The sequence below is a fragment of the Streptomyces sp. NRRL WC-3605 genome (assembly GCF_001509795.1).
Taxonomy (GTDB): Bacteria; Actinomycetota; Actinomycetes; order Streptomycetales; family Streptomycetaceae; genus Streptomyces; species Streptomyces viridochromogenes.
Genome location: NZ_LLZN01000127.1, coordinates 87,997 through 111,877 on the forward strand (window position 1 = coordinate 87,997; position 23,881 = coordinate 111,877).

The 23,881-nt window shown below is 71.4% G+C and carries 18 protein-coding genes; 9 read left to right on the forward strand and 9 right to left on the reverse strand.

Annotated elements, in window-relative coordinates:
* The first annotated feature begins 96 nt into the window (after positions 1-96).
* The 6 genes from ADL34_RS34025 to ADL34_RS34050 all read left to right on the forward strand — a co-directional run bounded on the left by ADL34_RS34025 (position 97) and on the right by ADL34_RS34050 (position 11,374).
* Positions 97-1,101, forward strand: a complete 1,005-nt coding sequence (locus ADL34_RS34025) for a carbohydrate ABC transporter permease (RefSeq protein WP_062667515.1) — start codon at positions 97-99, stop codon at positions 1,099-1,101.
* Between the two features lie 14 nt (positions 1,102-1,115).
* Positions 1,116-2,027 carry a sugar ABC transporter permease gene (locus ADL34_RS34030; RefSeq protein ID WP_062667517.1) on the forward strand — a complete coding sequence of 304 codons (912 nt, stop codon included), beginning with the start codon at positions 1,116-1,118 and terminating at the stop codon, positions 2,025-2,027.
* 164 nt (positions 2,028-2,191) lie between these two features.
* On the forward strand, positions 2,192-3,874 hold the full coding sequence (locus tag ADL34_RS34035; protein ID WP_062667519.1) for a glycoside hydrolase family 13 protein: 1,683 nt from the start codon (positions 2,192-2,194) through the stop codon (positions 3,872-3,874).
* Positions 3,875-4,010: 136 nt separating this feature from the next.
* Positions 4,011-5,396, forward strand: a complete 1,386-nt coding sequence (locus ADL34_RS34040; RefSeq protein WP_062667521.1) for an alpha-amylase — start codon at positions 4,011-4,013, stop codon at positions 5,394-5,396.
* Between the two features lie 114 nt (positions 5,397-5,510).
* On the forward strand, positions 5,511-10,916 hold the full coding sequence (gene pulA / locus ADL34_RS34045; protein WP_062667522.1) for a pullulanase-type alpha-1,6-glucosidase: 5,406 nt from the start codon (positions 5,511-5,513) through the stop codon (positions 10,914-10,916).
* 101 nt (positions 10,917-11,017) lie between these two features.
* Entirely contained in the window at positions 11,018-11,374 is a 357-nt protein-coding gene (locus tag ADL34_RS34050; protein WP_062667524.1) for a 5-carboxymethyl-2-hydroxymuconate Delta-isomerase, read from the forward strand.
* Between the two features lie 60 nt (positions 11,375-11,434).
* On the opposite strand, the gene ADL34_RS34055 is transcribed toward ADL34_RS34050, so the two are convergent.
* From ADL34_RS34055 to ADL34_RS34065, 3 genes are all read right to left on the reverse strand, one after another.
* Positions 11,435-12,124: a TetR/AcrR family transcriptional regulator gene (locus tag ADL34_RS34055; protein ID WP_086867671.1), complete on the reverse strand. Its 690-nt coding sequence runs from the start codon at positions 12,122-12,124 to the stop codon at positions 11,435-11,437.
* A 90-nt stretch (positions 12,125-12,214) separates the two neighbouring features.
* Complete coding sequence (locus ADL34_RS34060; protein ID WP_062667528.1) at positions 12,215-14,143, reverse strand: hypothetical protein; 1,929 nt, start codon at positions 14,141-14,143, stop codon at positions 12,215-12,217.
* 81 nt (positions 14,144-14,224) lie between these two features.
* Positions 14,225-14,734: a tetratricopeptide repeat protein gene (locus ADL34_RS34065; RefSeq protein WP_107115608.1), complete on the reverse strand. Its 510-nt coding sequence runs from the start codon at positions 14,732-14,734 to the stop codon at positions 14,225-14,227.
* A gap of 118 nt (positions 14,735-14,852) precedes the next feature.
* Between ADL34_RS34065 and ADL34_RS34070 the strand changes: the two genes are divergently transcribed.
* Positions 14,853-15,284: a hypothetical protein gene (locus ADL34_RS34070; protein WP_107115609.1), complete on the forward strand. Its 432-nt coding sequence runs from the start codon at positions 14,853-14,855 to the stop codon at positions 15,282-15,284.
* Between the two features lie 94 nt (positions 15,285-15,378).
* Here ADL34_RS34070 and ADL34_RS34075 read toward each other — a convergent pair whose 3' ends face one another.
* The 6 genes from ADL34_RS34075 to ADL34_RS34100 form a co-directional block, all read right to left on the reverse strand.
* A complete protein-coding gene (locus ADL34_RS34075) occupies positions 15,379-16,926 on the reverse strand; it encodes a DUF1996 domain-containing protein (protein WP_062667533.1) in 1,548 nt (515 codons plus the stop codon).
* A gap of 196 nt (positions 16,927-17,122) precedes the next feature.
* Positions 17,123-18,139: an SDR family oxidoreductase gene (locus tag ADL34_RS34080; RefSeq protein ID WP_062667535.1), complete on the reverse strand. Its 1,017-nt coding sequence runs from the start codon at positions 18,137-18,139 to the stop codon at positions 17,123-17,125.
* 72 nt (positions 18,140-18,211) lie between these two features.
* Positions 18,212-18,763: a winged helix-turn-helix domain-containing protein gene (locus tag ADL34_RS34085; protein ID WP_062667537.1), complete on the reverse strand. Its 552-nt coding sequence runs from the start codon at positions 18,761-18,763 to the stop codon at positions 18,212-18,214.
* Between the two features lie 348 nt (positions 18,764-19,111).
* Entirely contained in the window at positions 19,112-20,140 is a 1,029-nt protein-coding gene (gene glnII / locus ADL34_RS34090; RefSeq protein WP_062667539.1) for a glutamine synthetase, read from the reverse strand.
* A gap of 322 nt (positions 20,141-20,462) precedes the next feature.
* Positions 20,463-21,206 carry a hypothetical protein gene (locus tag ADL34_RS34095; RefSeq protein WP_062667541.1) on the reverse strand — a complete coding sequence of 248 codons (744 nt, stop codon included), beginning with the start codon at positions 21,204-21,206 and terminating at the stop codon, positions 20,463-20,465.
* A gap of 130 nt (positions 21,207-21,336) precedes the next feature.
* Positions 21,337-21,702, reverse strand: a complete 366-nt coding sequence (locus tag ADL34_RS34100) for an arsenate reductase family protein (protein WP_062667542.1) — start codon at positions 21,700-21,702, stop codon at positions 21,337-21,339.
* 222 nt (positions 21,703-21,924) lie between these two features.
* On the opposite strand from ADL34_RS34100, the gene ADL34_RS34105 reads away from it, so the two are divergent.
* Both ADL34_RS34105 and ADL34_RS34110 read left to right on the forward strand, forming a co-directional pair.
* Positions 21,925-22,251 carry a hypothetical protein gene (locus ADL34_RS34105; RefSeq protein WP_062667640.1) on the forward strand — a complete coding sequence of 109 codons (327 nt, stop codon included), beginning with the start codon at positions 21,925-21,927 and terminating at the stop codon, positions 22,249-22,251.
* Between the two features lie 261 nt (positions 22,252-22,512).
* The gene (locus ADL34_RS34110) at positions 22,513-23,862 is read left to right on the forward strand and encodes a DUF2252 domain-containing protein (RefSeq protein ID WP_062667543.1); all 1,350 of its coding nucleotides are present in this window, start codon (positions 22,513-22,515) and stop codon (positions 23,860-23,862) included.
* Positions 23,863-23,881 lie beyond the last annotated feature (19 nt).

The following is a 23,881-nucleotide window of genomic DNA, read 5'->3' on the forward strand; positions in this document are numbered from 1 at the left end:
CTGTTGGGGCTGGGCAGTCCGGCGGCCGCCCGGCCGTCCCACCGGCCCTCTCCCCGGACTCCCCGGACTTCCTGAACTCCCAGAAGGTGTCGAACCATGACAGTCGCCATCGACCGCGCGACCGGCAAGCGCCGCGGTGACCGTGCGCCCCGGCCAGGGCTCGGGCAGCGCCTGAAGAACAGCTACCAGAAGCACTGGTACGCGTACGCGATGATCGCCCCGGTGATCGTCGTGCTCGGCATCCTCGTGCTGTACCCGCTGGCCTACGGTCTGTACCTCACGCTGACCGACGCGAACAGCCTCAACACCGCGCGCACGATCGGCGTCAACGAGATCGAGGCGACGTACAAGTTCATCGGCTTCGACAACTACGCCGACATCCTCTGGGGCGACACCTCCTACGACCGCTTCTGGTCGCACTTCATCTGGACGATCGTGTGGACGGCCGCCTGTGTGGTCCTGCACTACTCGATCGGCCTCGGCCTGGCGCTGCTGCTCAACCAGAAGCTGCGCGGCCGCACCCTCTACCGCCTCGTCCTCGTCCTGCCGTGGGCCGTCCCCACCTTCGTCACCGTGTTCGGCTGGCGGTTCATGCTCGCGGACGGCGGGATCATCAACTCCGCGCTGGAGACCCTGCATCTGCCGGCCCCGCTGTGGCTGGAGGACACCTTCTGGCAGCGGTTCGCGGCGATCATGGTCAACACCTGGTGCGGTGTCCCCTTCATGATGGTCTCCCTGCTCGGCGGCCTGCAGTCCATCGACGCCTCCCTCTACGAGGCCGCGGAGATGGACGGCGCCAGTGCCTGGCAGCGCTTCCGGTACGTCACCCTGCCGGGCCTGCGGACGGTCAGCTCCACCGTGGTCCTGCTCGGCATCATCTGGACCTTCAACCAGTTCGCCGTGATCTTCCTGCTCTTCGGCAACACCGCCCCGGACGCGCAGATCCTCGTCACCTGGGCCTACTACCTCGGCTTCGGACAGCAACCGCGTGACTTCGCCCAGTCCGCCGCCTACGGCATCCTGCTGCTGGGCATCCTGATCGTCTTCACCTCGTTCTACCGCCGCTGGCTGAACCGCAACGAGCAGCAGCTCGCGATCTGAGGCAGGAGTTCTTCATGAGTACCACCACGGCCCAGACCTCCGCCGCGGCGACCGAACCGGAGACCACGGAGAAGAAGCCCCGCCGCACCCGGCGACGCGGTGAGACGAGCCTCGCCGGCGCCTTCGTCTCCCACGGCGTGCTCACGGTCGCGAGCCTGATCGCCCTGTTCCCCGTCCTGTGGCTGGTGTACCTGTCCCTGGGACCGGACAAGGACGACTACCTGCACCCCGGGCGCATCTGGTCGAAGATGACGTTCGACAACTACGCGTTCGTCCTCTCGGACACGAACTTCTTCGACTGGCTGAAGAGTTCCCTGATCGTGTCGCTGGGCACCACCGTGATCGGCGTCCTGATCGCCGCCACCACCGGCTACGCGGTCTCCCGTATGCGCTTCCCCGGCTACCGGAAGTTCATGTGGGTCCTGCTGGTCACCCAGATGTTCCCGATCGCGGTCCTGATCGTGCCGATGTACCAGATCCTCTCGGATCTGGGCCTCATCGACACCTACCTCGGCCTGATCCTCGTCTACTGCTCGACCGCGGTGCCGTACTGCGCCTGGCTGCTCAAGGGTTACTTCGACACCATCCCGTTCGAGATCGACGAGGCCGGGCGCGTCGACGGCCTCACCCCGTTCGGCACCTTCGCGCGGCTGATCCTGCCGCTCGCCAAGCCGGGCCTCGCGGTCGCCGCCTTCTACAGCTTCATCACCGCCTTCGGCGAGGTGGCCTTCGCCACCACCTTCCTGCTCGACGACGAGAAGTACACGCTGGCCGTCGGCCTGCAGAGCTTCGTCAGCGAGCACGACGCCCAGCGCAACCTCATGGCGGCCACGGCCGTGCTGATCGCGATACCGGTCTCCCTCTTCTTCTACCTCGTGCAGAAGAACCTGGTCACCGGCCTCACCGCGGGCGGCACGAAGGGCTGAGCCGGCCCCCGAGAACCCGAGGCGGCCGCCGTGTCCATCCGACCCCGCTGTCACTGCGGCCGCCTCGTCGTCCGCCGCCCGCACGCGCACGACGCAGACCCGACGACTCCTTCTCCGCCCGTGACACCGTCCGGGCGGGAGACCCCCACCGCATCAAGGAAGCCATGAGCCAGTACCCCGCCGCCCCGGCCGAGACCGCTGCCGTCGCCACCGTCGCCAAGCGCCGCGACTGGTGGCGCGACGCGGTGATCTACCAGGTCTACCCGCGCAGCTTCGCCGACAGCAACGGCGACGGCATGGGCGACCTGGAAGGCATCCGTTCCCGCCTGCCGTACCTGCGCGACCTCGGTGTCGACGCCGTGTGGCTGAGCCCCTTCTACGCCTCCCCGCAGGCCGACGCCGGCTACGACGTCGCCGACTACCGGGCCGTCGACCCGATGTTCGGCAACCTGCTGGACGCCGACGCGCTGATCCGCGACGCCCGCGGACTGGGCCTGCGCGTCATCGTCGACCTGGTCCCCAACCACTCCTCGGACCAGCACGAGTGGTTCAAGCGCGCCCTCGCCGAGGGCCCCGGCTCGCCGCTGCGCGACCGCTACCACTTCCGCCCCGGCAAGGGCGCGAACGGCGAACTCCCGCCGAACGACTGGGAGTCCATCTTCGGCGGCCCCGCGTGGACCCGGGTCACCGAGCCCGACGGCACCCCCGGCGAGTGGTACCTGCACCTGTTCGCGCCCGAGCAGCCCGACTTCAACTGGGAGCACCCGGCGGTCGGCGACGAGTTCCGCTCCATCCTGCGGTTCTGGCTGGACATGGGCGTGGACGGCTTCCGTATCGACGTCGCCCACGGCATGGTCAAGGCCGAGGGCCTGCCCGACCTGGGCTCCCACGACGAGATGCGTCTGCTGGGCAACGATGTCACCCCGTTCTTCGACCAGGACGGCGTCCACGACATCTACCGGCAGTGGCGTCTGATCCTCGACGAGTACAGCGGCGAGCGCATCTTCGTCGCCGAGGCGTGGACCCCGACCGTCGAGCGCACCGCCAACTACGTCCGCCCGGACGAGCTGCACCAGGCGTTCAACTTCCAGTACCTGGCGACCGCCTGGGACGCCGCCGAGCTGCGCGAGGTCGTCGACCGCACCCTGGAGGCCATGCGCCCCGTCGGCGCCCCCGCCACCTGGGTGCTGTCCAACCACGACGTCACCCGGCACGCCACCCGCTTCGCCAACCCGCCCGGCCTCGGCACCCAGATCCGCGAGGCGGGCGACCGCGCCCTCGGCCTGCGCCGCGCCCGCGCCGCCACCCTGCTGATGCTGGCCCTGCCCGGCTCGGCGTACGTCTACCAGGGCGAGGAGCTGGGCCTGCCGGACGTCGTCGACCTGCCCGACGAGGTGCGCCAGGACCCGGCGTACTTCCGCGGCGAGGGCCAGGACGGCTTCCGGGACGGCTGCCGGGTGCCGATCCCGTGGACGCGCGCCGGATCGTCGTACGGCTTCGGCGCGGGCGGCAGCTGGCTGCCGCAGCCGGAGGGCTGGGGCGAGCTGAGCGTCGAGGCCCAGACCGGCGACCCGGGCTCCACCCTGGAGCTGTACCGCGCCGCGCTGGCCGCCCGCCGCGCGCACCCCGACCTCGGTGCCGGGGACGCGGTGGAGTGGCTGCGGGCCCCCGAGGGCGTCCTCGCCTTCCGGCGCGGGGAGTTCGTGTGCGTGGCGAACACCGGCACCGACTCGGTGACGGTCCCGGCGTACGGGCGGCTGCTGCTCGCCAGCGGTGAGGTCACCGAGACGGACGGCGAGGCGAAGCTGCCGGGCGACACCACGGTGTGGTGGACGACGGCCTCCTGACGGCCGTTCTGCAAGAATTTTCATCCAACTTCGGACGGCCCGCTGCCTTTTCAGGCGGCGGGCCTTTAACATCTCCGTCACCGCAAGGTAGTTGAAAGTTTTCAGCAAGAACCTTCAACGGTGAAGGAAACCCCACATGCAACGCAGAACCCTCCCCTGGGCGGCCGCCCTCGCGACGGCCCTCGCGACCTCCTCCCTTGTCATGCTCCCGACCGAGGCGGCGGCCTCTCCCCCCGGCACCAAGGACGTCACCGCCGTCCTCTTCGAGTGGAAGTTCGCCTCCGTCGCCAAGGAGTGCAGCACAACCCTCGGCCCGGCCGGCTACGGCTACGTGCAGGTCTCCCCGCCCGCCGAGCACATACAGGGCTCCCAGTGGTGGACGTCGTACCAGCCCGTGAGCTACAAGATCGCCGGCCGGCTCGGCGACCGCGCCGCCTTCCAGAACATGGTGAACACCTGCCACGCGGCCGGAGTGAAGGTCGTCGTCGACACGGTCGTCAACCACATGGCGGCCGGCAGCGGCACCGGCACCGGCGGCTCGTCGTACACGAAGTACGACTACCCCGGCCTGTACTCGTCGTACGACTTCGACGACTGCACCTCCCAGGTGGGCAACTACCAGGACCGCTGGAACGTCCAGCACTGCGAGCTCGTCGGCCTCGCCGACCTCGACACCGGCGAGGACTACGTCCGCAAGGCCATCGCCGGGTACATGAACGACCTGCTCACGCTCGGCGTCGACGGCTTCCGCATCGACGCGGCCAAGCACATCGACACCGCCGACCTGGCGAACATCAAGTCCCGCCTGACCAACCCGAACGCCTACTGGAAGCAGGAGGTCATCTACGGCTCCGGCGAGGCCGTCCAGCCCACCGAGTACACCCGCAACGGCGACGTCCAGGAGTTCCGCTACGCCTACGACCTGAAGCGGGTCTTCAACAACGAGAACCTCGCCTACCTCAAGAACTACGGCGAGGGCTGGGGCTACCTGAGCAGCTCGAGCGCCGGTGTCTTCGTCGACAACCACGACACCGAGCGCAACGGCTCCACCCTCAGCTACAAGGACAACGCCAACTACACGCTGGCCAACGTCTTCATGCTGGCCTGGCCCTACGGCGCGCCGGACATCAACTCCGGCTACGAGTTCTCCGACCAGGACGCCGGTCCGCCCAACGGCGGCTCGGTGACGGCCTGCTGGCAGAACGGCTGGAAGTGCCAGCACAACTGGCCGGAGATCAGGTCCATGGTCGCCTTCCGCAACGCCACGCGCGGCCAGGCCGTCACCAACTGGTGGGACAACGGCGGCGACGCCGTCGCGTTCGGCCGGGGCTCCAAGGGCTTCGTGGCCATCAACCACGAGTCCGGTTCGCTGAGCCGCACGTACCAGACGTCGCTGCCCGCCGGCACGTACTGCAACGTGCAGAACAACACGACCGTCACGGTGAACTCCGCCGGTCAGCTCACCGCGACCCTCGGCGCGAACACGGCCCTGGCCGTATACACCGGCAAGTCGGGCTGCTGACCGCCAACTGAAAATTTTTACCGGTGGTTTCAAGCCTCTTGCTGTAAGCGTTGCGACGGCGATACGGTCGCGCGGGGTCGGACCCGAAGAGCCGCAATCGCAAGGAGCCCCTCTGTGATACCGAGATGGCCGTCGCCGTCGAGGCGCCGAACCACCCATGCCGGACGGGTCGCTGCGGTCACCGTGACCGCGCTGGCCGCAGCGCTCGTCCAGCCCCTCGCCGCGCGGGCGGCGACTCCGCCGGCGCCGCCGTCCGACGCGAAGCTCGCCGCCGAGCCCGCCCGGCACGACGCGACCCGCGAGCAGTTCTACTTCGTCCTGCCGGACCGTTTCGCCAACGGGGACACCGGCAACGACAAGGGCGGCCTGACCGGCTCCCGCCTGTCCACCGGGTACGACCCCACCGACAAGGGCTTCTACCAGGGCGGCGACCTCAAGGGTCTGACCAAGCGCCTGGACTACATCAAGGGCCTGGGCACCACCGCCATCTGGATGGCGCCCATCTTCAAGAACCGGCCCGTGCAGGGGACCGGCAAGGACGCCTCCGCCGGCTACCACGGCTACTGGATCACCGACTTCACCCAGGTCGACCCGCACTTCGGCACCAACAAGGACCTCGAGACCCTCATCTCCAAGGCCCACGCCAAGGGCATGAAGGTCTTCTTCGACGTCATCACCAACCACACGGCCGACGTCGTGGACTACGAGGAGAAGTCCTACGAGTACCTCTCCAAGGGCGCCTTCCCCTACCTGACGAAGGACGGGCGGCCCTTCGACGACTCCGACTACGCGGACGGCACCCGGCGCTTCCCCGCCGTGGACGCCGACTCCTTCCCGCGCACCCCCGTCACCGGCCCGACGAAGAAGGTCCCGTCGTGGCTCAACGACCCGACGATGTACCACAACCGGGGCGACTCCACCTTCGCCGGGGAGAGCTCCGAGCACGGTGACTTCTCCGGCCTGGACGACCTGTGGACCGAACGTCCCGAGGTCGTCGGCGGCATGGAGAAGATCTACCAGCGCTGGGTGCGCGACTTCGACATCGACGGCTTCCGCATCGACACGGTCAAGCACGTCGACATGGACTTCTGGACCCAGTGGGCGACCGCCCTCGACGCCTACGCCGCCAAGCGCGGCCGCGACGACTTCTTCATGTTCGGCGAGGTGTACACCTCCGACACGGACATCACCGCGCCCTACGTCACCCAGGGCCGCCTCGACGCCACGCTCGACTTCCCCTTCCAGGAGGCGGCACGCCAGTACGCCTCCCAGGGAGGCAACGCACAGAAGCTCGCGTCCGTCTTCGGCGACGACTACAAGTACACGACCGACAAGGCCAACGCCTACGAACAGGTCACCTTCCTCGGCAACCACGACATGGGCCGCATCGGCACCTTCCTGAAGCAGGACAACCCGAAGGCCACCGACGCCGAACTGCTGAAGAAGGACCGGCTCGCCAACGAGCTGATGTTCCTCAGCCGCGGCAACCCCGTCGTCTACTACGGCGACGAGCAGGGCTTCACCGGCGCCGGCGGCGACAAGGACGCCCGCCAGACCCTGTTCGCCTCGAAGACCGCCGACTACCTCGACGACGACCAGATCGGCACCGACCGCACCCACGCCGACGACGCCTACGACACCAAGGCCCCGCTGTACCGGCAGATCAGCACCCTCGCCCAGCTGCGCAAGGCGAACCCCGCCCTCGCCGACGGAGTCCAGACGGAGCGGTACGCCGCCGACGGCGCCGGCGTCTACGCCTTCTCCCGCACCGACGCCCGCAAGGGCACCGAGTATGTCGTCGCCTTCAACAACGCGGACGACGCCCGCACCGCGTCCTTCGCCGTCGGCTCGGCGAACACCACCTACAGCGCCCTCTACGGCACGAAGACCGCCGCGCGCTCCGGCGCCGACAAGAAGCTCACCGTCACCGTCCCGGCGGGCGCGGCGATCGTCCTGAAGGCCGCCGGACGTCCCGCGAAGCCCGCGGCCAAGCCGTCCCTCACCCTGAAGGCCCCCGCCGCGGGCGCCACCGGAACCGTGGAGATCTCCGCCGACGTCGACGGCGGGCAGCTCGACCGCGTCGTCTTCGCCGCCCAGACCGGCAACGGCAAGTGGCGGGTCCTCGGCTCCGCCGACCACGCCCCCTACAAGGTCCGCCAGGTCGTCGGCGCGGACGTGGCGCCCGGCACCGCCCTGCGCTACAAGGCCGTCGTCGTCGACTCCGCCGGCCGTACGGCCTCCGCCACCGCGACCTCCACGACCGGTACCCCGCCGGCCCCGGAGACCCCCACCGCCGCCTCCCGTGACTATGCGGTCGTCCACTACAAGCGCACCGACGGCGACTACGCCGACTGGGGCCTGTACGCCTGGGGCGACCTCGCCGACGGCGAGGCCACCGAGTGGCCCGCCGGCCACCCCTTCACCGGCCGGGACGCCTACGGCGCCTTCGCCTACGTCAAGCTGAAGCCGGGCGCCTCCAGCGTCGGCTTCCTGGTCGTCGACAAGGACGGCACCAAGGACGTCTCCGCCGACCGCACCATCGACGTCACCAGGACCGGCGAGATCTGGATCGAGCAGGGCAAGGACACCGTCCGCACCGAGCGGCCCGCGGACGACTACCCGGCCCCGGACAAGAGCAAGGCCGTCCTGCACTACCACCGCGCCGACGGGAACTACGACGGCTGGGGCCTGCACACCTGGACCGGTGCCGCGAACCCCACCGACTGGTCGAACCCCCTGAAGCCGGTCAAGACTGATACCTATGGTGCGGTCTTCGAGGTACCGCTCAGCGACGGTGCCACCAGCCTCAGCTACATCCTCCACAAGGGCGACGAGAAGGACCTGCCCACCGACCAGTCCCTCGACCTCACGGCGAACGGCCACGAGGTGTGGCTGGTGAGCGGCCAGGAGAAGTACCTGCTCCCGCAGCCCGCGGGCTCGGCCGCCGCGGTCGACCTGAGCACCTCCAAGGCCGTATGGATCGACCGGAACACCGTCGCCTGGAACGGCTCCGAGGGCGCCGCCTCCACCCAGCTGCTCTACAGCCGCGACGGCGGCATCGAGGCCCAGGACGGCGCGCTGACCGGCGACGCCAAGTGGCTGCGCCTGAGGAAGACGTCGCTCACCGACGCCCAGAAGGCGAAGTTCCCGCACCTGAAGGACCAGACCGCCTGGTCCGTCGACCCGCGTGACCGCGACCGCGTCCGCGAGTCCCTGCGCGGCCAGGTCGTCGCCTCCCAGCGCGCCGCCAACGGCGCCGTGCTCGCCGCGACCGGTGTGCAGCTCGCCGGTGTCCTCGACGACCTCTACGGCACCGCGACCAAGGCCCACCTCGGCCCGGTCTTCGCCAAGGGCCGTCCGACGCTGTCCGTGTGGGCGCCCACCGCCCAGTCGGTGAAGCTGGAGATCGGCGGCTCCACGGTCGCCATGCACCGCGCCGACAGCACCGGCGTCTGGTCCGTCACCGGACCCGCGTCCTGGAAGAACAAGCCGTACCGGTACGTGGTGAAGGTCTGGGCGCCCAGCGTCCGCGAGGTCGTCACCAACAAGGTCACCGACCCCTACTCGGTGGCGCTCACCACCAACTCCCAGCGCAGCCTCCTCGTCGACCTCGGCGACCGCTCGCTGGCGCCGCGCGGCTGGGCCACCTACACCAAGCCCAGGGCGGTGCCGCTGAAGGACGCCCAGATCCAGGAGCTGCACGTCCGGGACTTCTCGGTCGCCGACACGACCGTCCCCGCGAAGGACCGCGGCACCTACCGCGCGTTCGGCGACAAGCTCAGCGACGGCTCCCGGCACCTGCGGAAGCTGGCCGAGGCGGGCACGTCGTACGTCCACCTGCTGCCCGTCTTCGACATCGCCACCATCCCCGAGCGCAAGGAGGACCAGGCGAGCCCCGACTGCGACCTGGCCTCGTTCGCGGCCGACTCCGACAAGCAGCAGGAGTGCGTGGCGAAGGCCGCCGCGAAGGACGCCTACAACTGGGGCTACGACCCGTACCACTACACGGTCCCGGAGGGCTCCTACTCCTCCGACCCCTACGGCACCACCCGCACCGTCGAGTTCCGCCAGATGGTCAAGGCGCTCAACGAGGACGGCCTGCGCGTCGTCATGGACGTCGTCTACAACCACACCGCGGCCGCCGGTCAGGCGGACACCAGCGTCCTGGACCGGATCGTGCCCGGCTACTACCAGCGGCTCCTCGCCGACGGCTCGGTCGCCAACAGCACCTGCTGCGCCAACACGGCCACCGAGAACGCCATGATGGGCAAGCTCGTCGTGGACTCGATCGTCACCTGGGCCAAGGAGTACAAGGTCGACGGCTTCCGCTTCGACCTCATGGGCCACCACCCGAAGGAGAACATCCTCGCGGTCCGCAAGGCCCTCGACGCCCTGACGCTCGCCAAGGACGGCGTCGACGGCAAGAAGATCATCCTGTACGGCGAGGGCTGGAACTTCGGCGAGGTCGCCGACGACGCCCGGTTCGTCCAGGCCACGCAGAAGAACATGGCCGGCACCGGCGTCGCCACCTTCTCCGACCGCGCCCGTGACGCCGTGCGCGGCGGCGGCCCCTTCGACGAGGACCCCGGCGTCCAGGGCTTCGCGTCCGGGCTCTACACCGAGCCCAACACGTCGAAGGACAACGGCACCGAGGCCGAGCAGAAGGCCCGTCTGCTGCACTACCAGGACCTGATCAAGGTGGGCCTGTCCGGCAATCTCGCCGCCTACCGCTTCACCGACACCGGCGGCAAGGAGGTCACGGGCGCCGAGGTCGACTACAACGGTCAGCCGGCCGGCTACGCGGCCGCCCCCGGCGACGCCCTCGCGTACGCGGACGCCCACGACAACGAGTCGCTGTTCGACGCGCTGACGTACAAGCTGCCCGCCGGGACGAGCGCGGCCGACCGCGCCCGGATGCAGGTCCTCGCCATGGCCACCGCCACCCTGTCGCAGGGCCCGGCGCTCTCCCAGGCCGGCACCGACCTGCTGCGCTCCAAGTCGCTGGACCGCAACTCCTACGACAGCGGCGACTGGTTCAACGCCATCCACTGGGACTGCGCCGACGGCAACGGCTTCGGCAAGGGCCTGCCGCCCGCCGCGGACAACGCCTCGAAGTGGCCGTACGCCAAGCCGCTGCTGGGCAGCGTCCAGGTCGGCTGCCCGCAGATCGAGGGCGCCTCGGCGGCCTACCGCGACCTGCTGCGGATCCGCTCGACGGAGAACGCCTTCTCCCTCGGCACCGCCGCACAGGTCCAGGCGAAGCTGTCCTTCCCGCTCTCCGGCAAGGACGAGACGCCCGGCGTGATCACCATGCGCCTCGGTGACCTCGTCGTCGTCTTCAACGCCACGCCCGAGCGGCAGAAGCAGAAGGTCGCCCCGCTCGCGGGCACCGGCTACCGGCTCCACCCCGTCCAGGCCGGGGGCGGCGACCCGGTCGTCAGGTCCGCGTCCTACACGGCGGGCTCCGGCACGTTCGACGTCCCGGCCCGCACGGTCGCGGTGTTCACCCGCACCAGGTGACACCGGGCTGAACGGCTGAACGAAGGGGCGGTCCGGTCACCGGGCCGCCCCTTCGCACGCCGAGGTTAGGGTGGGGGCGCCGACCCGGAACAGGAGCGCCCATGCCGCAGATCACCGTCGACTACTCGCAGGAACTGGCCGACGACTTCGACCGCCCCGCGTTCGCGCGAGCGCTGCACACCGCCGTGGTCGACATCGCGGCCGCAAAGCCGCCCGCCTGCAAGACGCAGTTCCGCCGCACCGAGGACACCGCGGTCGGCGACGACACCGCCGGGCACGCCGTCGTGCACGTCACCGTGGGCCTGCTCTCGGGCCGCACCGAGGAGACCAAGGCCCGGCTCACCGAGGCCGTGCTCGACCTGCTGCGCACGCATGTGAAGCCCGCCGGGGACCTCGCCCTGCACGCCTCCGCCGAGGTCCGCGAACTCGACCCGTCCTACCGCAAGTACGAGAGCTGACCGTTCCACCGCAGGTACGAGAGCCGACCGTCGTACCGCAAGGACGAGAGCCGGCCGCGGCTACGACGCCAGCGCGACCAGGCGGCCGACCAGGTCGCTGAAGGGACCCTCGGTCGGCTCGTCCGCCAGCACACCGCGCAGCAGCGCGCCCATCTCGGCGTCGTGGGCCGCGCTCACCGCCGCCAGCGCGGCGAAGTCGTGCACCAGCTGGACCTCCAGCTCACGGCGCGGGATGCGCCGGCCGTCCAGCCAGATCAGGGCCGTGGACTCGGCGAGCGAGATCCACGAGCGGACCACCAGCTCCAGCCGCGCGGGCGGGTCCGTCACGCCCAGGTGCGAAAGGATCTGGACATACGCGGCCTGCCGCACCGAGTCGATGAGCGCGTTCGTCGCCGTCGAGCCGACGGCCGGGCCGCCGCGCATGAGAGCCGAGAAACCGGGCCCGTGCTCGTCGACGAAGTCGAAGAAGCGGCGCATCACCCGCAGCAGCCGGGCGCCCAGCGGACCCTCCGGCGGCTCCACGAACCGGCCCGCCAGATCCTCCGCCGCACGCTTCAACGCGGCCTCGTACAGGCTGAGTTTGCCGGGAAAGTAGTGATAGACCAGCGGCCGGGAGATCCCGGCCGCCGACGCTATCTCGTCGATGGAGACCTCGTCGGGCGAGCGCTGGCTGAACAGTTCGAGGGCGACGCCGATCAACTGCTGGCGCCGCTCGTCGACTCCCATTCTTCGGCGTACCCCGGTAGTCATACGAACACCTTACCGATCGATTCCGGCCCTGAACGGACCGGACCGACCGCGGGTGTTCACGTCAGGACGCCGAAGCGCCCCCGGCGCCCGTCACTTGAGGCCGCCGATCGTCCGCCCGTCCTCCAGCGTCCCCTTCAGCTCCGCCCGCGCACCCTGCCGTGCCGGAACGGCCAGCAGGCTCCCCGTGGCGGAGCCGCGCACCCCGCCCGACGCCCGTACGGCCTCCGTGTCCCGGTCACCGGCCGCCAGCAGGTACCAGCCGCCCGACTGGGCCTTCCACAGCACCCCGGCCAGCACATGCGGATCGCGCTGCCCGCACGCCGCCACGTTCTGCGCCTTCGCCACCACCGCCGCCTGCGCGGTGCCCGGCGTACGGAACTGTGCCAGCACCCGCTCGCCGCCACCCCGCCAGGTCTCGGCCCGCGTGCACACCCAGTCCCCGGCACCGCTGCCGTCCGGCAGCGGCTGGCGCGCGTACGGCCAGGCGTTCACCGACCGCACGCCCGCCGAGCCCAGGGCGCCCAGCCAGCACGCGTTCGGCGCCCACACGCGCAGCGCCCGCGCCCCGGCGGCGTCCCCCGCCTGCCCGGGACGTCCGGCGGTGAGCCGCGCCGGCACCAGCTCGGCGAGGTCGGTCAGCAGCCGGGTGCCCGTACCGTCCGTCACCTGCAGCACGTTCCACGAGGTGCAGGAACCACCACCCTGCCGGGCCGCCGGGCTCGCCATCGGCGAGGTCACCCCGCCGGTCACCGTGAGGTCCATCGCCCCGGAGCCCGGCTTCACCAGATCCCGCTCGGCCGCCTTCCGCACCCAGGGCGCCAGCAGGTAGCGGACGTTGCCGTCGGCGCGGCTCAGCACCACCGCGCTCGCCTCCGCCCGGGTCGCGCCGTCCACCCGGGAGAAGTCCAGGGCGGCGCCCGCCGTGCCGTCCGTCGGCTCGGCGTACCGGGCCACGCGCAGACCGTCGTACAGCAGCACCACGCGCACCGAGTCGACGGTGCCCGCGTACAGCAGCTGCGGCGCCCCGGGCGGGCCGCCCGCCGGGGTGCCCGGTGTCGCCGACACCGCGACCGTCTCACCGGGGCGGGCCCACACCGCGAGGGCGCGGCGCAGCAGCGCCGAGTCTCCGGTGAGGTCGCCGCGCGCGGGCCACACCGAGAAGTCGGTGCGGGCGGACGACTGCCAGGCCGCCACCGGCACCTTCGTCAGCTGGGCGGGGTCGAGGGCCGCCTCCGCCGACGGGTTGCGCGCGTACGGGGGAGCGGCCGGGCCGTCGGGCGCCCAGCCCTCGCCCGGCAGGCCGAGCAGCGCCCCGCACACCAGCAGGGCCGCTCCCGCGGCGAGCACGGCCCGCAGATGCTGGCGGCGCCGCATCAGATCGGTCGGCCGGGCCTGCAGCGAGCAGGGGTCGAACTCCGGGGACTCCAGCAGCGCGTACCGCGCCTCCACGCCGTCGGCCTCGTCGAGCGCGTCGTCCGGGTCCTCGACCCCGGCCGCCTCCAGGACGTCCCGTACCGCGCCGTCCGGCAGCTTCTCCAGGCCCCGGAGCACATAGGCGGCGCGGGCCGGGCCGGACAGCGCCGACAGCTGCTGGTCGAGGGCCAGTTCGTCGGCGCCGCCCGACCGGGGGAACAGCCGCAGGCCCCAGACCTGGGGCAGCAGGGGCGGCAGCTGGGAGCGGCGGGGCCAGGCGGCCCGCCGCAGCGGACGGCCCGCCTCCAGCGCGGCCCGCAGCAGCCGCGCGCGCAGGAACGCGTACCCGGGGTCGCCGTCCCGGCCGCTCGACTGGGCCGGGATCGCGGGCGTCGGCGCCGAGCGGCCGCGGGGCAGCGCCCGCTGGGTGAGGGAGTGCGCGGTCAGGACGCGCCGGTTGCGCCCGAGACCCGGTGGCAGCACCAGGTAGGCGAGACGGACCAGACGCGGGTAGTGCTCGACGAGCGCGGCCTCGGCCCGCTCGACGTCCACGACCGGGCCGGCCGAGCTGGCTGCGGGGCGCGAGGCGACATCCTGTGACTGCACGTTCAGCAGAACGAGCGAATCGGCGGTTGGTCACCGTGACCGGGACGCCCCCGCCCACCGAGGGCGCCCGGACGGCCTCCGTCAGACCTCCTGCGGCTCCGGCTCCGTCAGCGCACGCGCGTAGTTCGCCATCGACCGCTGGTAGCGCGGCAGATGCGGGGCGAGCGCGCCCAGCACCAGCGCCAGCCCCTCCCGGTCCCGGCCGAGGCTCGACAGGCACAGCGCCAGCGTCGCGCGCACGGCGTCGTCCAGCTCGTCGGACGGCCCGTCCAGCTCCGGCGTCAACAGCGCGACGCCCTCCTCCGCCCGCCCCACGTTCCTGAGCGAGCTCGACATCTGGATCTTGGCCCGTCGCCCCTTGTATCCGCTCAGTCCGCGCGCCAGCGCCTCCCGGTACAGCGGCACGGCGCGGTCCGAGTGCCCCGTCGAGTCCCAGGCGCACGCCTGCTCGAAGGGGCCGAGCGGGCTGTTGTCCGGCAGTTCGGCCACCAGCCCGTCGATGAGGGCGCGGAACTCGGCCGCCCTCTCCTCCGGGTAGTCGTCGAAGCTCGCCCATGCCGCGCTGACGCGGTTCTCCCAGTCCTGATCCATCGGATCACCCTCGCACACCGGTTCCGTGAGAGCCTCCCCTTTGAGCGCATCGCACACCACAGCCGTATGGGAGACGAGGGCCCGGCCGGGCTCCGTGCGGCATGGACCGGAGGACGAGATGAGACTGACCCGACCGATGCTGGCGCTCACCGGCGCGGTGGCGGTGCTCGCGCTGGCCGGGTGCGGCGCCGGCGGCGACGACGAGGCGAAGGCGCCGAAGACGGCGACCGGCAGTCTGGAGCAGCTGGCCGCCAAGGCGAAGTGCGACCCGAACATGCAGACCGACGCCGACGAGATCCGGCAGGCGATCTGCACGGCGGGCAAGGACAAGTACATCCTCGCCACCTTCGCCACGGACCGCGGCCAGGCCGAGTGGCTGAGCGGCGCCAAGGACTACGGCGGCTACTACCTCGTCGGCCGCAAATGGGTCGCCGTCGGCCAGGAGAAGACGGTCACGGCCCTCCAGGGCGAGCTCGGCGGGACGATGGAAGAGGGTTCCGCGCACATGAATCCCGGAGGCAGCCACAACAAGGGCGGCCATCACGGCTGAACCTCACCGGAACCGAAGACCGGAACCGGAGACGGGACACGGAAGGGCCGGCGGCGGGAATTCCCGCCGCCGGCCTTTTCCTACGGGCCTGGGACTAGTCGCAGTCCTGGCCGCTGTTGATGCACTGGACCATCTGGTTCATCAGGTCCTCGTCGAAGAAGTTGATGAAGTCGTTGTGGTCGGTGATCGGCTTGTGCAGCTGGTCCGGGAAGGAGTCGACCGCGAAGGCGTTCTGCACCTGCCCGTTCTGGATCTGCGGGGCCTGGATGTCGTACACCAGGCGGACCTGGAGCTGCGGGATGGCCTTGAACCCGTTGGCGCAGGTGCCGTCCGCCTGCACGAAGGCGACGTGCGTGCGGTGGTTGGCGCTGTCGATGTTCTGCCCGTCCCAGCAGCTCTGGAAGGCGGACGTGCGCACCACGCTGCTGCCGTCCGGGCAGATCGGGTACTTGTCCGTGACCTGGCGGTCCTCGAAGCCGGTGCAGCTCCACGCGGTGTTGGCGTTGTTCAGGCCGTTCACGAAGGACTTCGCGTCACCGGTGATGATGCGCAGCGCCTTCGGCATCGCGACGACGTCGCTCGTCCGGTTGCCCACGAACTTCAGCTGGGCCTCGTTGGGCGCGACGATCTTGCCGACGTTGCCGTCCTGACCGCCGCCGGGCTGGCCGGCGTCGATGTCCTGCGACCCGTCCTGGATGCGGATGACCGGCCAGAAGTACGACGACTTGTCGCCCTGGTTCTGGCAGGTGGTGTCCGCGTCGGCCAGGTCCTGGTCGCTGGCGAAGGCGTTGTTGCTCTGGTTGCCGACGTAGTCGTGCTGGTGCTGGGCGCCGTTGCTGACACCGGGCGCCACGATCACGTTGTCCGAGTTGCGGTTCGCGTTCTCGTTGGTGCCGCACCGCGTGGTGAAGCTGCCGGTGGAGCCGCTGTCACCGTTCGCCGGGAGACCGTTGGGCAGGTTGCGGGAGTTCGGCTGGACGTCCTCGATCTTGATGAAGTCGTCCGCCACGGGGCCGTTGCCGGCCTGCCCGCCGTTGTTCTGCTGCCCGCCGTCCTGTCCGCCGCCGTTCTGGCCGCCGTCCTGCTGCCCGCCGTCCTGCTGGCCACCGTCCTGCTGGCCACCGTCGTTCTGCCCGCCGCCGTCCTGCTGCCCGCCATCGGTCGGCTGCTCCGCCGGGACGCCCTGGCACTGCGCCCACCGGCTCAGATCGCGCGGGGCCTTGCCGCCACCGCGGTTGATGCTGATGCGGATGCGGTCGAGCGTGGCGACACGCTTGGACTTCAGCGGGCTGAGGATGGCGTTGCCGACGTAGTTCGGGTCACCCGCCTGCGCCTGCCGCGTCTGCGCGAGCCGGGTGTACGCCGCCGTGATCTGCCGGTCGAGCAGCGCCAGCTCCTTGGCGACGGTCCTGCGCGAGCTTCTCGGCACCTTCGTCAGCCGCTGGCCGACGTCCGGGCAGTTGATCGTCGCGACACGTGCGGACGTGGACTTGGTCCGGTTCCACCCGGAGTTGTCGTCCTCGTGCGCCGATGCATAGAAGTTGGCCCAGACAAGCCCGCCCCCACCGAGCGCTAGGGCCGCCGATGCGGCAATGGCCTTGGTGGCCAGTGGCGTACGGCGTTTTCTTGTGTTGCGTCCCATGGAACTCCTCTGACTTCCTTTTTCGGGGGCATCGAGGCGCCCGACAGGAGTGAAGCGGCGCCCTCTCATACGGAGGGCGCCCCACGGGTGTTCAGCCGTCCCGGAAATCCTTGAGAGATTCATGTTTACGGCTTGTGGTCAACAGCCCCTGCAACACCGGGAGTTGTTGATCCCGCACGACGGGTGAAGGGGCCGGTCAGACGGCGCGGCCGCCGCCGGCGGCCGCGAGGGTCTTCGCCTCCACCTCCGGATCCAGGCCCTTCATGGTGCGGTCGGGACGCTGGGGCGCGGTGCCGCCGAGGCCCTGGAGCCACCGCCAGGTGTCGGCCACCGTCTCGGCGACGGGACGGCACACGAGCCCGCTCGCCACGGCCCGCGAGACGTCCGCCGCGTGCAGGGCGTCGTGCAGGTCGCTGCCCGGCGGCACCCACACCGGGAGCTGGGTCCAGGGCTCGATGCCCGCGCCCAGGACGACGTCCGGATCGACCCAGCGCAGCTCGGCGTCCGGCCCGGCCACCGCCGCACACGCGTCGAGGAGATCGCCCATCGTGCTGTGGCCTTGAGGACTCATCAGGTTGTACGGCCCGCTCAGCCCGGCCTCCACCGCGCCGAGGATCCACTCCGCGAGGTCCCGGACGTCGACGTACTGGAGCGGCAGGTCCCGCGGACCGGGCGCCAGGACCGGGCCGCCGCGCGCCATCCGGTTCAGCCACCACGGCAGCCGCCCGACGTTCTCGTGCGGCCCGAGGATCAGCCCCGCCCGCACCAGCAGCGAGCGGTCGGCCCCGAAGCCCTCGACGGCGGCCAGTTCGCCGCCCCGCTTGTCCCGGGCGTAGTCGGTCTGCCCGGCGCCCGCCTCGGCACCCTCGACCACCGGCGCGTCCTCGCCGTACCCGGCGGGCGGGGCCCACGCGTACACCGAGCAGCTCGACACGTACACGTACCGTCCGGCGCGGTCCCGCAGCAGCCGCGCCGCGTCCCGGACCGGGCGCGGTGCCGCCGACCAGGTGTCGACCACCGCGTCCCACGTTCCGTCCCCGGCGAGGGCGGCGAGCCCGTCGGGCGCGGTGCGGTCACCGTGCAGCGACCGCACCCCGGCCGGGGGGTCGTGCCGCCCCCGGTGGAGGACGGTCACCTCCCAGCCACGCCCGAGCGCCGCCTCCACGACCGCCCGTCCCGCGAACTCCGTACCACCCAGCACCAGAAGTCTCATACCGCCGACTCTGCACGCCGGGGGTCCGGGACGGAACGGCGTTCTGCCGACGGCAGAGGACGCGGCGGGCGGTCAGCGCCCGGCCGGCGGGGCGTACTTGTAGCCGACGCGGCGGATCGTGCGGATGGTGTCCCGGTGCTCGGCGCCCAGCTTCCGGCGCAGCCGGGCGATGTGCACGTCGACGGTCCGGCCGTCGCCGACATGCCCGTACCCCCACACCGTGGTGACCAGCTGGTCGCGGGTGTGCACCCGGTGCGGGTGCGCCACCAGATGGGCGAGCAGCTCGAACTCCAAGTACGTCAGGTCGAGTTCCCGGCCGTCGACGGCGGCGGTGCGCCGTACCGGGTCGATGGCGACCAGCGGGTCGCCGGCGGGCTCAGCGGCCGGCCCGAGCGCCGGCTGCCGGTCGGCCGGGACGAGCACCAGGTAGCCGACCATCGGCGGCTGCCCCGGCAGGGCGGGCAGGGAGTGCTGGGGGGCGGGCAGCCAGGTGGCGCCCGGCGGCAGGAGGGCCGCGACGTCGATCACCTCGTCCCGGTCGACGGCACGCAGATGCTGCCGGACACCGGTCGACGAGGGGGAGGCGAGCGTGGGGGCGGAGGACAGGGAACGGGTGGTCGCCATGGGAGGTCAGCTCTTTCGCGCGAGAGGTCCGTGGGAAGACGTACGTCGTGTCGCGCTGGCCGAAGGCCGGGGGAACGGCTCTACCGGGCCCGCGCGGTCAGCGCGCGGCAACACACCCGGTCGAAGTCGTGATGCTGACGGGAAGGCCAGAACGGCTCGAGGTCGAGACGACCTGTCGCGGAGTGGTTCTGGAAGCCGGCCATGGAGCCATTGAACCAGACGCCCGACCCCGAGGGGAGCCTTCGTCCGGTTGGTGGACCGCGGGCGCGGGAGCGGACGTCCGGGCACGCGAGAGGGGCGCCCACCGGTGACGGCGGACGCCCCTTCGCACAGCCGGGCGGCGGCGGATCAGACCTGGCCGGCCTTCTCCAGCGCGGAGCAGCAGGTGTCGACCAGCAGACGGGTCACCGTGTAGGGGTCGACGTTGGCGTTCGGGCGGCGGTCCTCGATGTAGCCCTTGCCGTCCTTCTCGACCTGCCACGGGATACGGACCGAGGCGCCGCGGTTGGAGACACCGTAGGAGTACTCGTTCCACGGGGCGGTCTCGTGCAGACCGGTGAGGCGGTCGTCGATGCCGGCGCCGTAGTTCTTGACGTGGTCGAGCGGCTTAGAGCCCTCGCCGAGGGACTCGCAGGCGGTGATGATGGCGTCGTAGCCCTCACGCATGGCCTTGGTGGAGAAGTTGGTGTGCGCGCCGGCGCCGTTCCAGTCGCCCTTCACCGGCTTGGGGTCCAGGGTCGCGGCGACACCGAAGTCCTCGGCCGTGCGGTACAGCAGCCAGCGGGCCACCCACAGCTGGTCGGAGACCTCCAGCGGGGACAGCGGACCGACCTGGAACTCCCACTGGCCGGGCATGACCTCTGCGTTGATGCCGGAGATGCCCAGGCCCGCCTCGAGGCAGTTGTCGAGGTGGGCCTCGACGACGTCACGGCCGAAGATCTCGTCGGCGCCGACACCGCAGTAGTAGCCGCCCTGGGGGGCCGGGAAGCCGCCCTTGGGGAAGCCGAGCGGGTAGCCGTCCTTGAAGAACGTGTACTCCTGCTCGATGCCGAAGATGGGCTCCTGCGCGGCGAACTTCTCCGCGACCTCGGCGAGCGCGGCACGGGTGTTGGACTCGTGCGGCGTCATGTCGATGTTCAGGACCTCGCACAGCACGAGGACGTCGTCGCCGCCCCGGATCGGGTCGGGACAGGTGAAGACCGGCTTCAGCACGCGGTCCGAGGCGTGCCCCTCGGCCTGGTTGGTGGAGGACCCGTCGAAGCCCCAGATCGGCAGCTCGGCACCCTTGGCGTCGTCCGCCAGGATCTTCGTCTTGGAACGGAGCTTGGCCGTCGGCTCGGTGCCGTCGATCCAGATGTACTCAGCCTTGAAGGTCACGGGCCACTTCCTTCGGGGTGGGTCAGGGCGCGTACCGCGGGTGCTGCGGCGCTGCGGCACTGGGGCGCCGCTCTCTCGATGTCCGGGAGCTTGTCAACAGGCGATTTCCCGGCCATTGCCCATGTGTGAACCCCGTGTTACCGGGTGCCCGTGTGGCCCGATTCACGCGGTGAGCGGCCGCGCGAAGCACACCGGGCGGGGTCCGGCGCCGGGGGAGGGGCGCCGGACCCGCACTCGTATGCGATGCCGCGGGGCCCCGCCGCTCGTGGCCGCGAGCGGCGGGGCCCCTGACGCGTACGGCGTCGTGGTGGTCGCCCGGTCGTCACCCCACCTTCTCGATCACGGCCCGGCGGATGAGGAACTTGCCGGGCTCACGGACCTGCTCGAAGGCCGCGTTGTTCAGCAGCACACAGCTGCCGGAGACCGAGGTGACCTCCACCGTCGTGGACTTGTTGTTGTCCAGGTTGGTGACCTTCAGCTTGGTGCCCGCCGGGAACTGGCTGCTGGACGCGGCGGGTGCCCCGCCCTCGCCGGACAGGGTGACGGTCGAGCCGTTGCAGACCTGCTGGCCCGCCGCGGCACCGCCACCGGCGTTCCCGTTCCCCGCGTTCTGGCCGCCGCCCCCGCCGGCGTTCTGACCGGAGCCCGCGTTCCCGGCCGCTTGGCCCTCGTTCCCGGCCGCCTGGCCCCCGTTTCCGGCCGCGCCGCCCGCCGGAGCGCTGGGCTGTGCCGCCTGGGAGCCCTGAGCCGACTCCCCGACGGCGCACCCGGACGCCTCCTGCTGGACCTTGATCTGCTTGATGACGGCCTCGCGGTTGGCGATGCGGGCCTCCGACTGCGCGTCCGGGGCGGCCCGCTGCCCGTCGATGAACCGCTGGTTGTTGCCGAGCGCCGTGGCGAGGCCCTGGCACACCGTCGAGTCCGCGGCGGACTTGACGGTCGCCGTGGGCGTCTGGGAGGCGTTCGAGGTGCTCGCCATGACGAAGGCACCGCCGCCCGCCACCGTCGCCGCACTCACCAGCAGGGCGAGCTTCTTCTTCGTGCTGACAGTTCTCCTGCGCGACATCCGCGACTCCTGGGGGGTAGGGGAGCGTACGCCGCTATGTACGAGATGCCGAACGCCGTTACTCAGCGGTCACCGGAGGAGTCCGAGTAACGTAGGTCACACCCAAGGGAGTTGGGCGTCCGGCGAGGGGTCAGCCCTCGCGGGTCAGCGCGTCCCGCACGGCCTCCTCGGACCGCCCGACCACGGCCGTGCCGTCCTGCGCGGTGATGATGGGGCGCTGGATCAGCCGGGGATGTCCGGCGAGGGCCGTGACCCACCGGTCCCGGGCGTCCGAGTCCCGCGGCCAGTCCTTGAGCCCGAGCTCCTCGGCGTCGGCCTCCTGGGTACGGGTGATGTCCCAGGGCTCCAGTCCGAGCCGGTCCAGGACGTCCCGGATCTCGTCCTCGGTCGGGACGTCCTCCAGGTAGCGGCGGACCGTGTAGTCGGCGCCCTCGGCGTCCAGCAGGGTCAGCGCGCTGCGGCACTTGGAACAGGCCGGGTTGATCCAGATCTCCATGCCGCACAGGGTATCCCCACACCCCCTCTGTTCGATTTCTTGGTCCAGGTGTGCAGATCGCTCGCCAGACGGCTGACGGATCGACAACTTCCGCTCTGACCAGGCTATTTCCTGGACGTCTGGAACCCCCGCCTGTCAGTGGCGGGCAGTAGACTGGAGTCAGTGTTCGAGAGCGTCACCGGACCCGTCCCGGAGGCGCTCGTCCGCGACAGGAGGATGCCTGTGCCCGCTGCCGCACTGAAGCCGAAGCCCGCCCGCAAACCGACGCGCACCCAGTCCACCGCCCAGCACCCCGTGCTGCTCGACCTGCCGTACGCGCCCGTGCCGAAGCGGGCGCTGCCGCCGGGCCGGCCCCGCGAGTGGTACATCACGCACAACCGCCGTCTCAAGGCCATGCGCCTCGCGATAGCGCTCCTCGACTCGGGCGTCTACCTGCCCGACCAGGCCCGCAACGAGCGGATCCGCAGCGCCGCGGAGACGATCGGCGTGCACCCGCCGTCCGAGACGACCTGCCACATGGTCCGGGCGCTGATGAGGTACGCCCGGTAGGCGGTGTCCGCCGGGTGCTTCCGCCGACGGGAGCACCCGGCGTACGTCACCCGTTCGCCGTATCCGGCATGCGTACGCCCCCCGGCCCGCCTTCACTGCCAGACAGGGGACACGACCGCGTTCGGCACCGAGGGCGGCACCGGGAGGCGCGATGGACAAGGACGGCACACGGCGGCTGACCGGCCCGGGCGCATCCCGCACGAGGGTGGCCGCGCGGCCCTCACCGCCCCGGACCGCTCCCCTCGGCAGCCGGAGCCCCGCATGACCGCCGCCGGCAGCCCCGCCGAGCGTGCCGAGCGGGGGCGGGCCGCCCGGCAGCACGTACGCCGCTCCGGCCACGCCGGCTGGGCCCCGCCCTTCGGCCGGCCCGACCCGGTCGCCGTACTGGAGCGCCAGGGGCGGGACCGGCTGGCCGAGCTGCTGCCCGTCCGGTACGGGCGGATGGCGTCCTCGCCCTTCGCCTTCCTGCGCGGCGCCGCCGCCGTGATGGCCGCCGACCTCGCCGCGCTCCCGCACACCGGCCTGACCGTGCAGCTGTGCGGCGACGCCCATCTGCTCAACTTCGGCCTGTACGCCTCACCGGAAGGCTCCCTGCTCTTCGACATCGACGACTTCGACGAGACGTTCCCCGGCCCGTTCGAATGGGATGTCAAACGGCTCGCCGCCTCGATCGTGGTGGCCGCCCGCGAGAACGGCCACCCGGACGCCAAGGCCGGGCGCGCGGCCCACGAGGCCGTCACCGCGTACCGCACCGCCATGCGTCGGCTCGCCCCGCTCGGCGAACTCGACGTCTGGTTCACGCGCATCGGCACCGACCAGCTGCTGCCGCTGGCCCGCTCCGCGCGCGACCGGCGCCGCGTCGAGGCCACCCTCGGCCGGGCCCGCCGGCGCACCAGCCTGCGGGCCTACGGCAAGCTGACCGAGCTCGTGGACGGCCGCCGGCGCATCATCCACGACCCGCCCCTCCTGGAACCCGCCGGCGTCTCCGACATGGCCTCCCTGCGCAAGGTCTTCAGCGACTACCGCTCGACCCTCTCCGAGGAACGCCGGCTGCTCCTGGACCGCTACCGGTTCGTCGACGCGGCCCGCGAGGTCGTCGGCGTCGGCAGCGTCGGCCTGCGCTGCTTCATCGTGCTGCTCACCGGGCGGGACGCCGACGACCCGCTCTTCCTCCAGATCAAGGAGGCCCGGCAGTCGGTCCTGGAGGAGCACCTTCCGAACGGGCCGTACACCCACCCGGGGCACCGGGTCGTCGCCGGGCAGCGCCTGCTGCAGGCCGCGAGCGACATCTTCCTCGGCTGGATGTCGGGGCCGCAGGGCCGCGCCTTCTACTGGCGCCGACTGCGGGACATGAAGGGCGGCGCGGACGTCGCCGGGATGAGCCCGGGGGACCTGCTGGCCTACGCCCGGCTGTGCGGCACCGCCCTCGCACGCGCCCACGCCCGCTCCGGCGACCGCATCGCCATCGCCGCCTACCTCGGCGCCTCCGACACCTTCGACCGCGCGGTGACCGACTTCGCCTTCGGCTACGCCGACCAGACGGTCACCGACCACACGACGCTGGGCGCCGCGATCGCGGCGGGAGTGGTCGCGGCGGCGCCGGGCGTGTGACGCCGGACCGGGCCTCAGC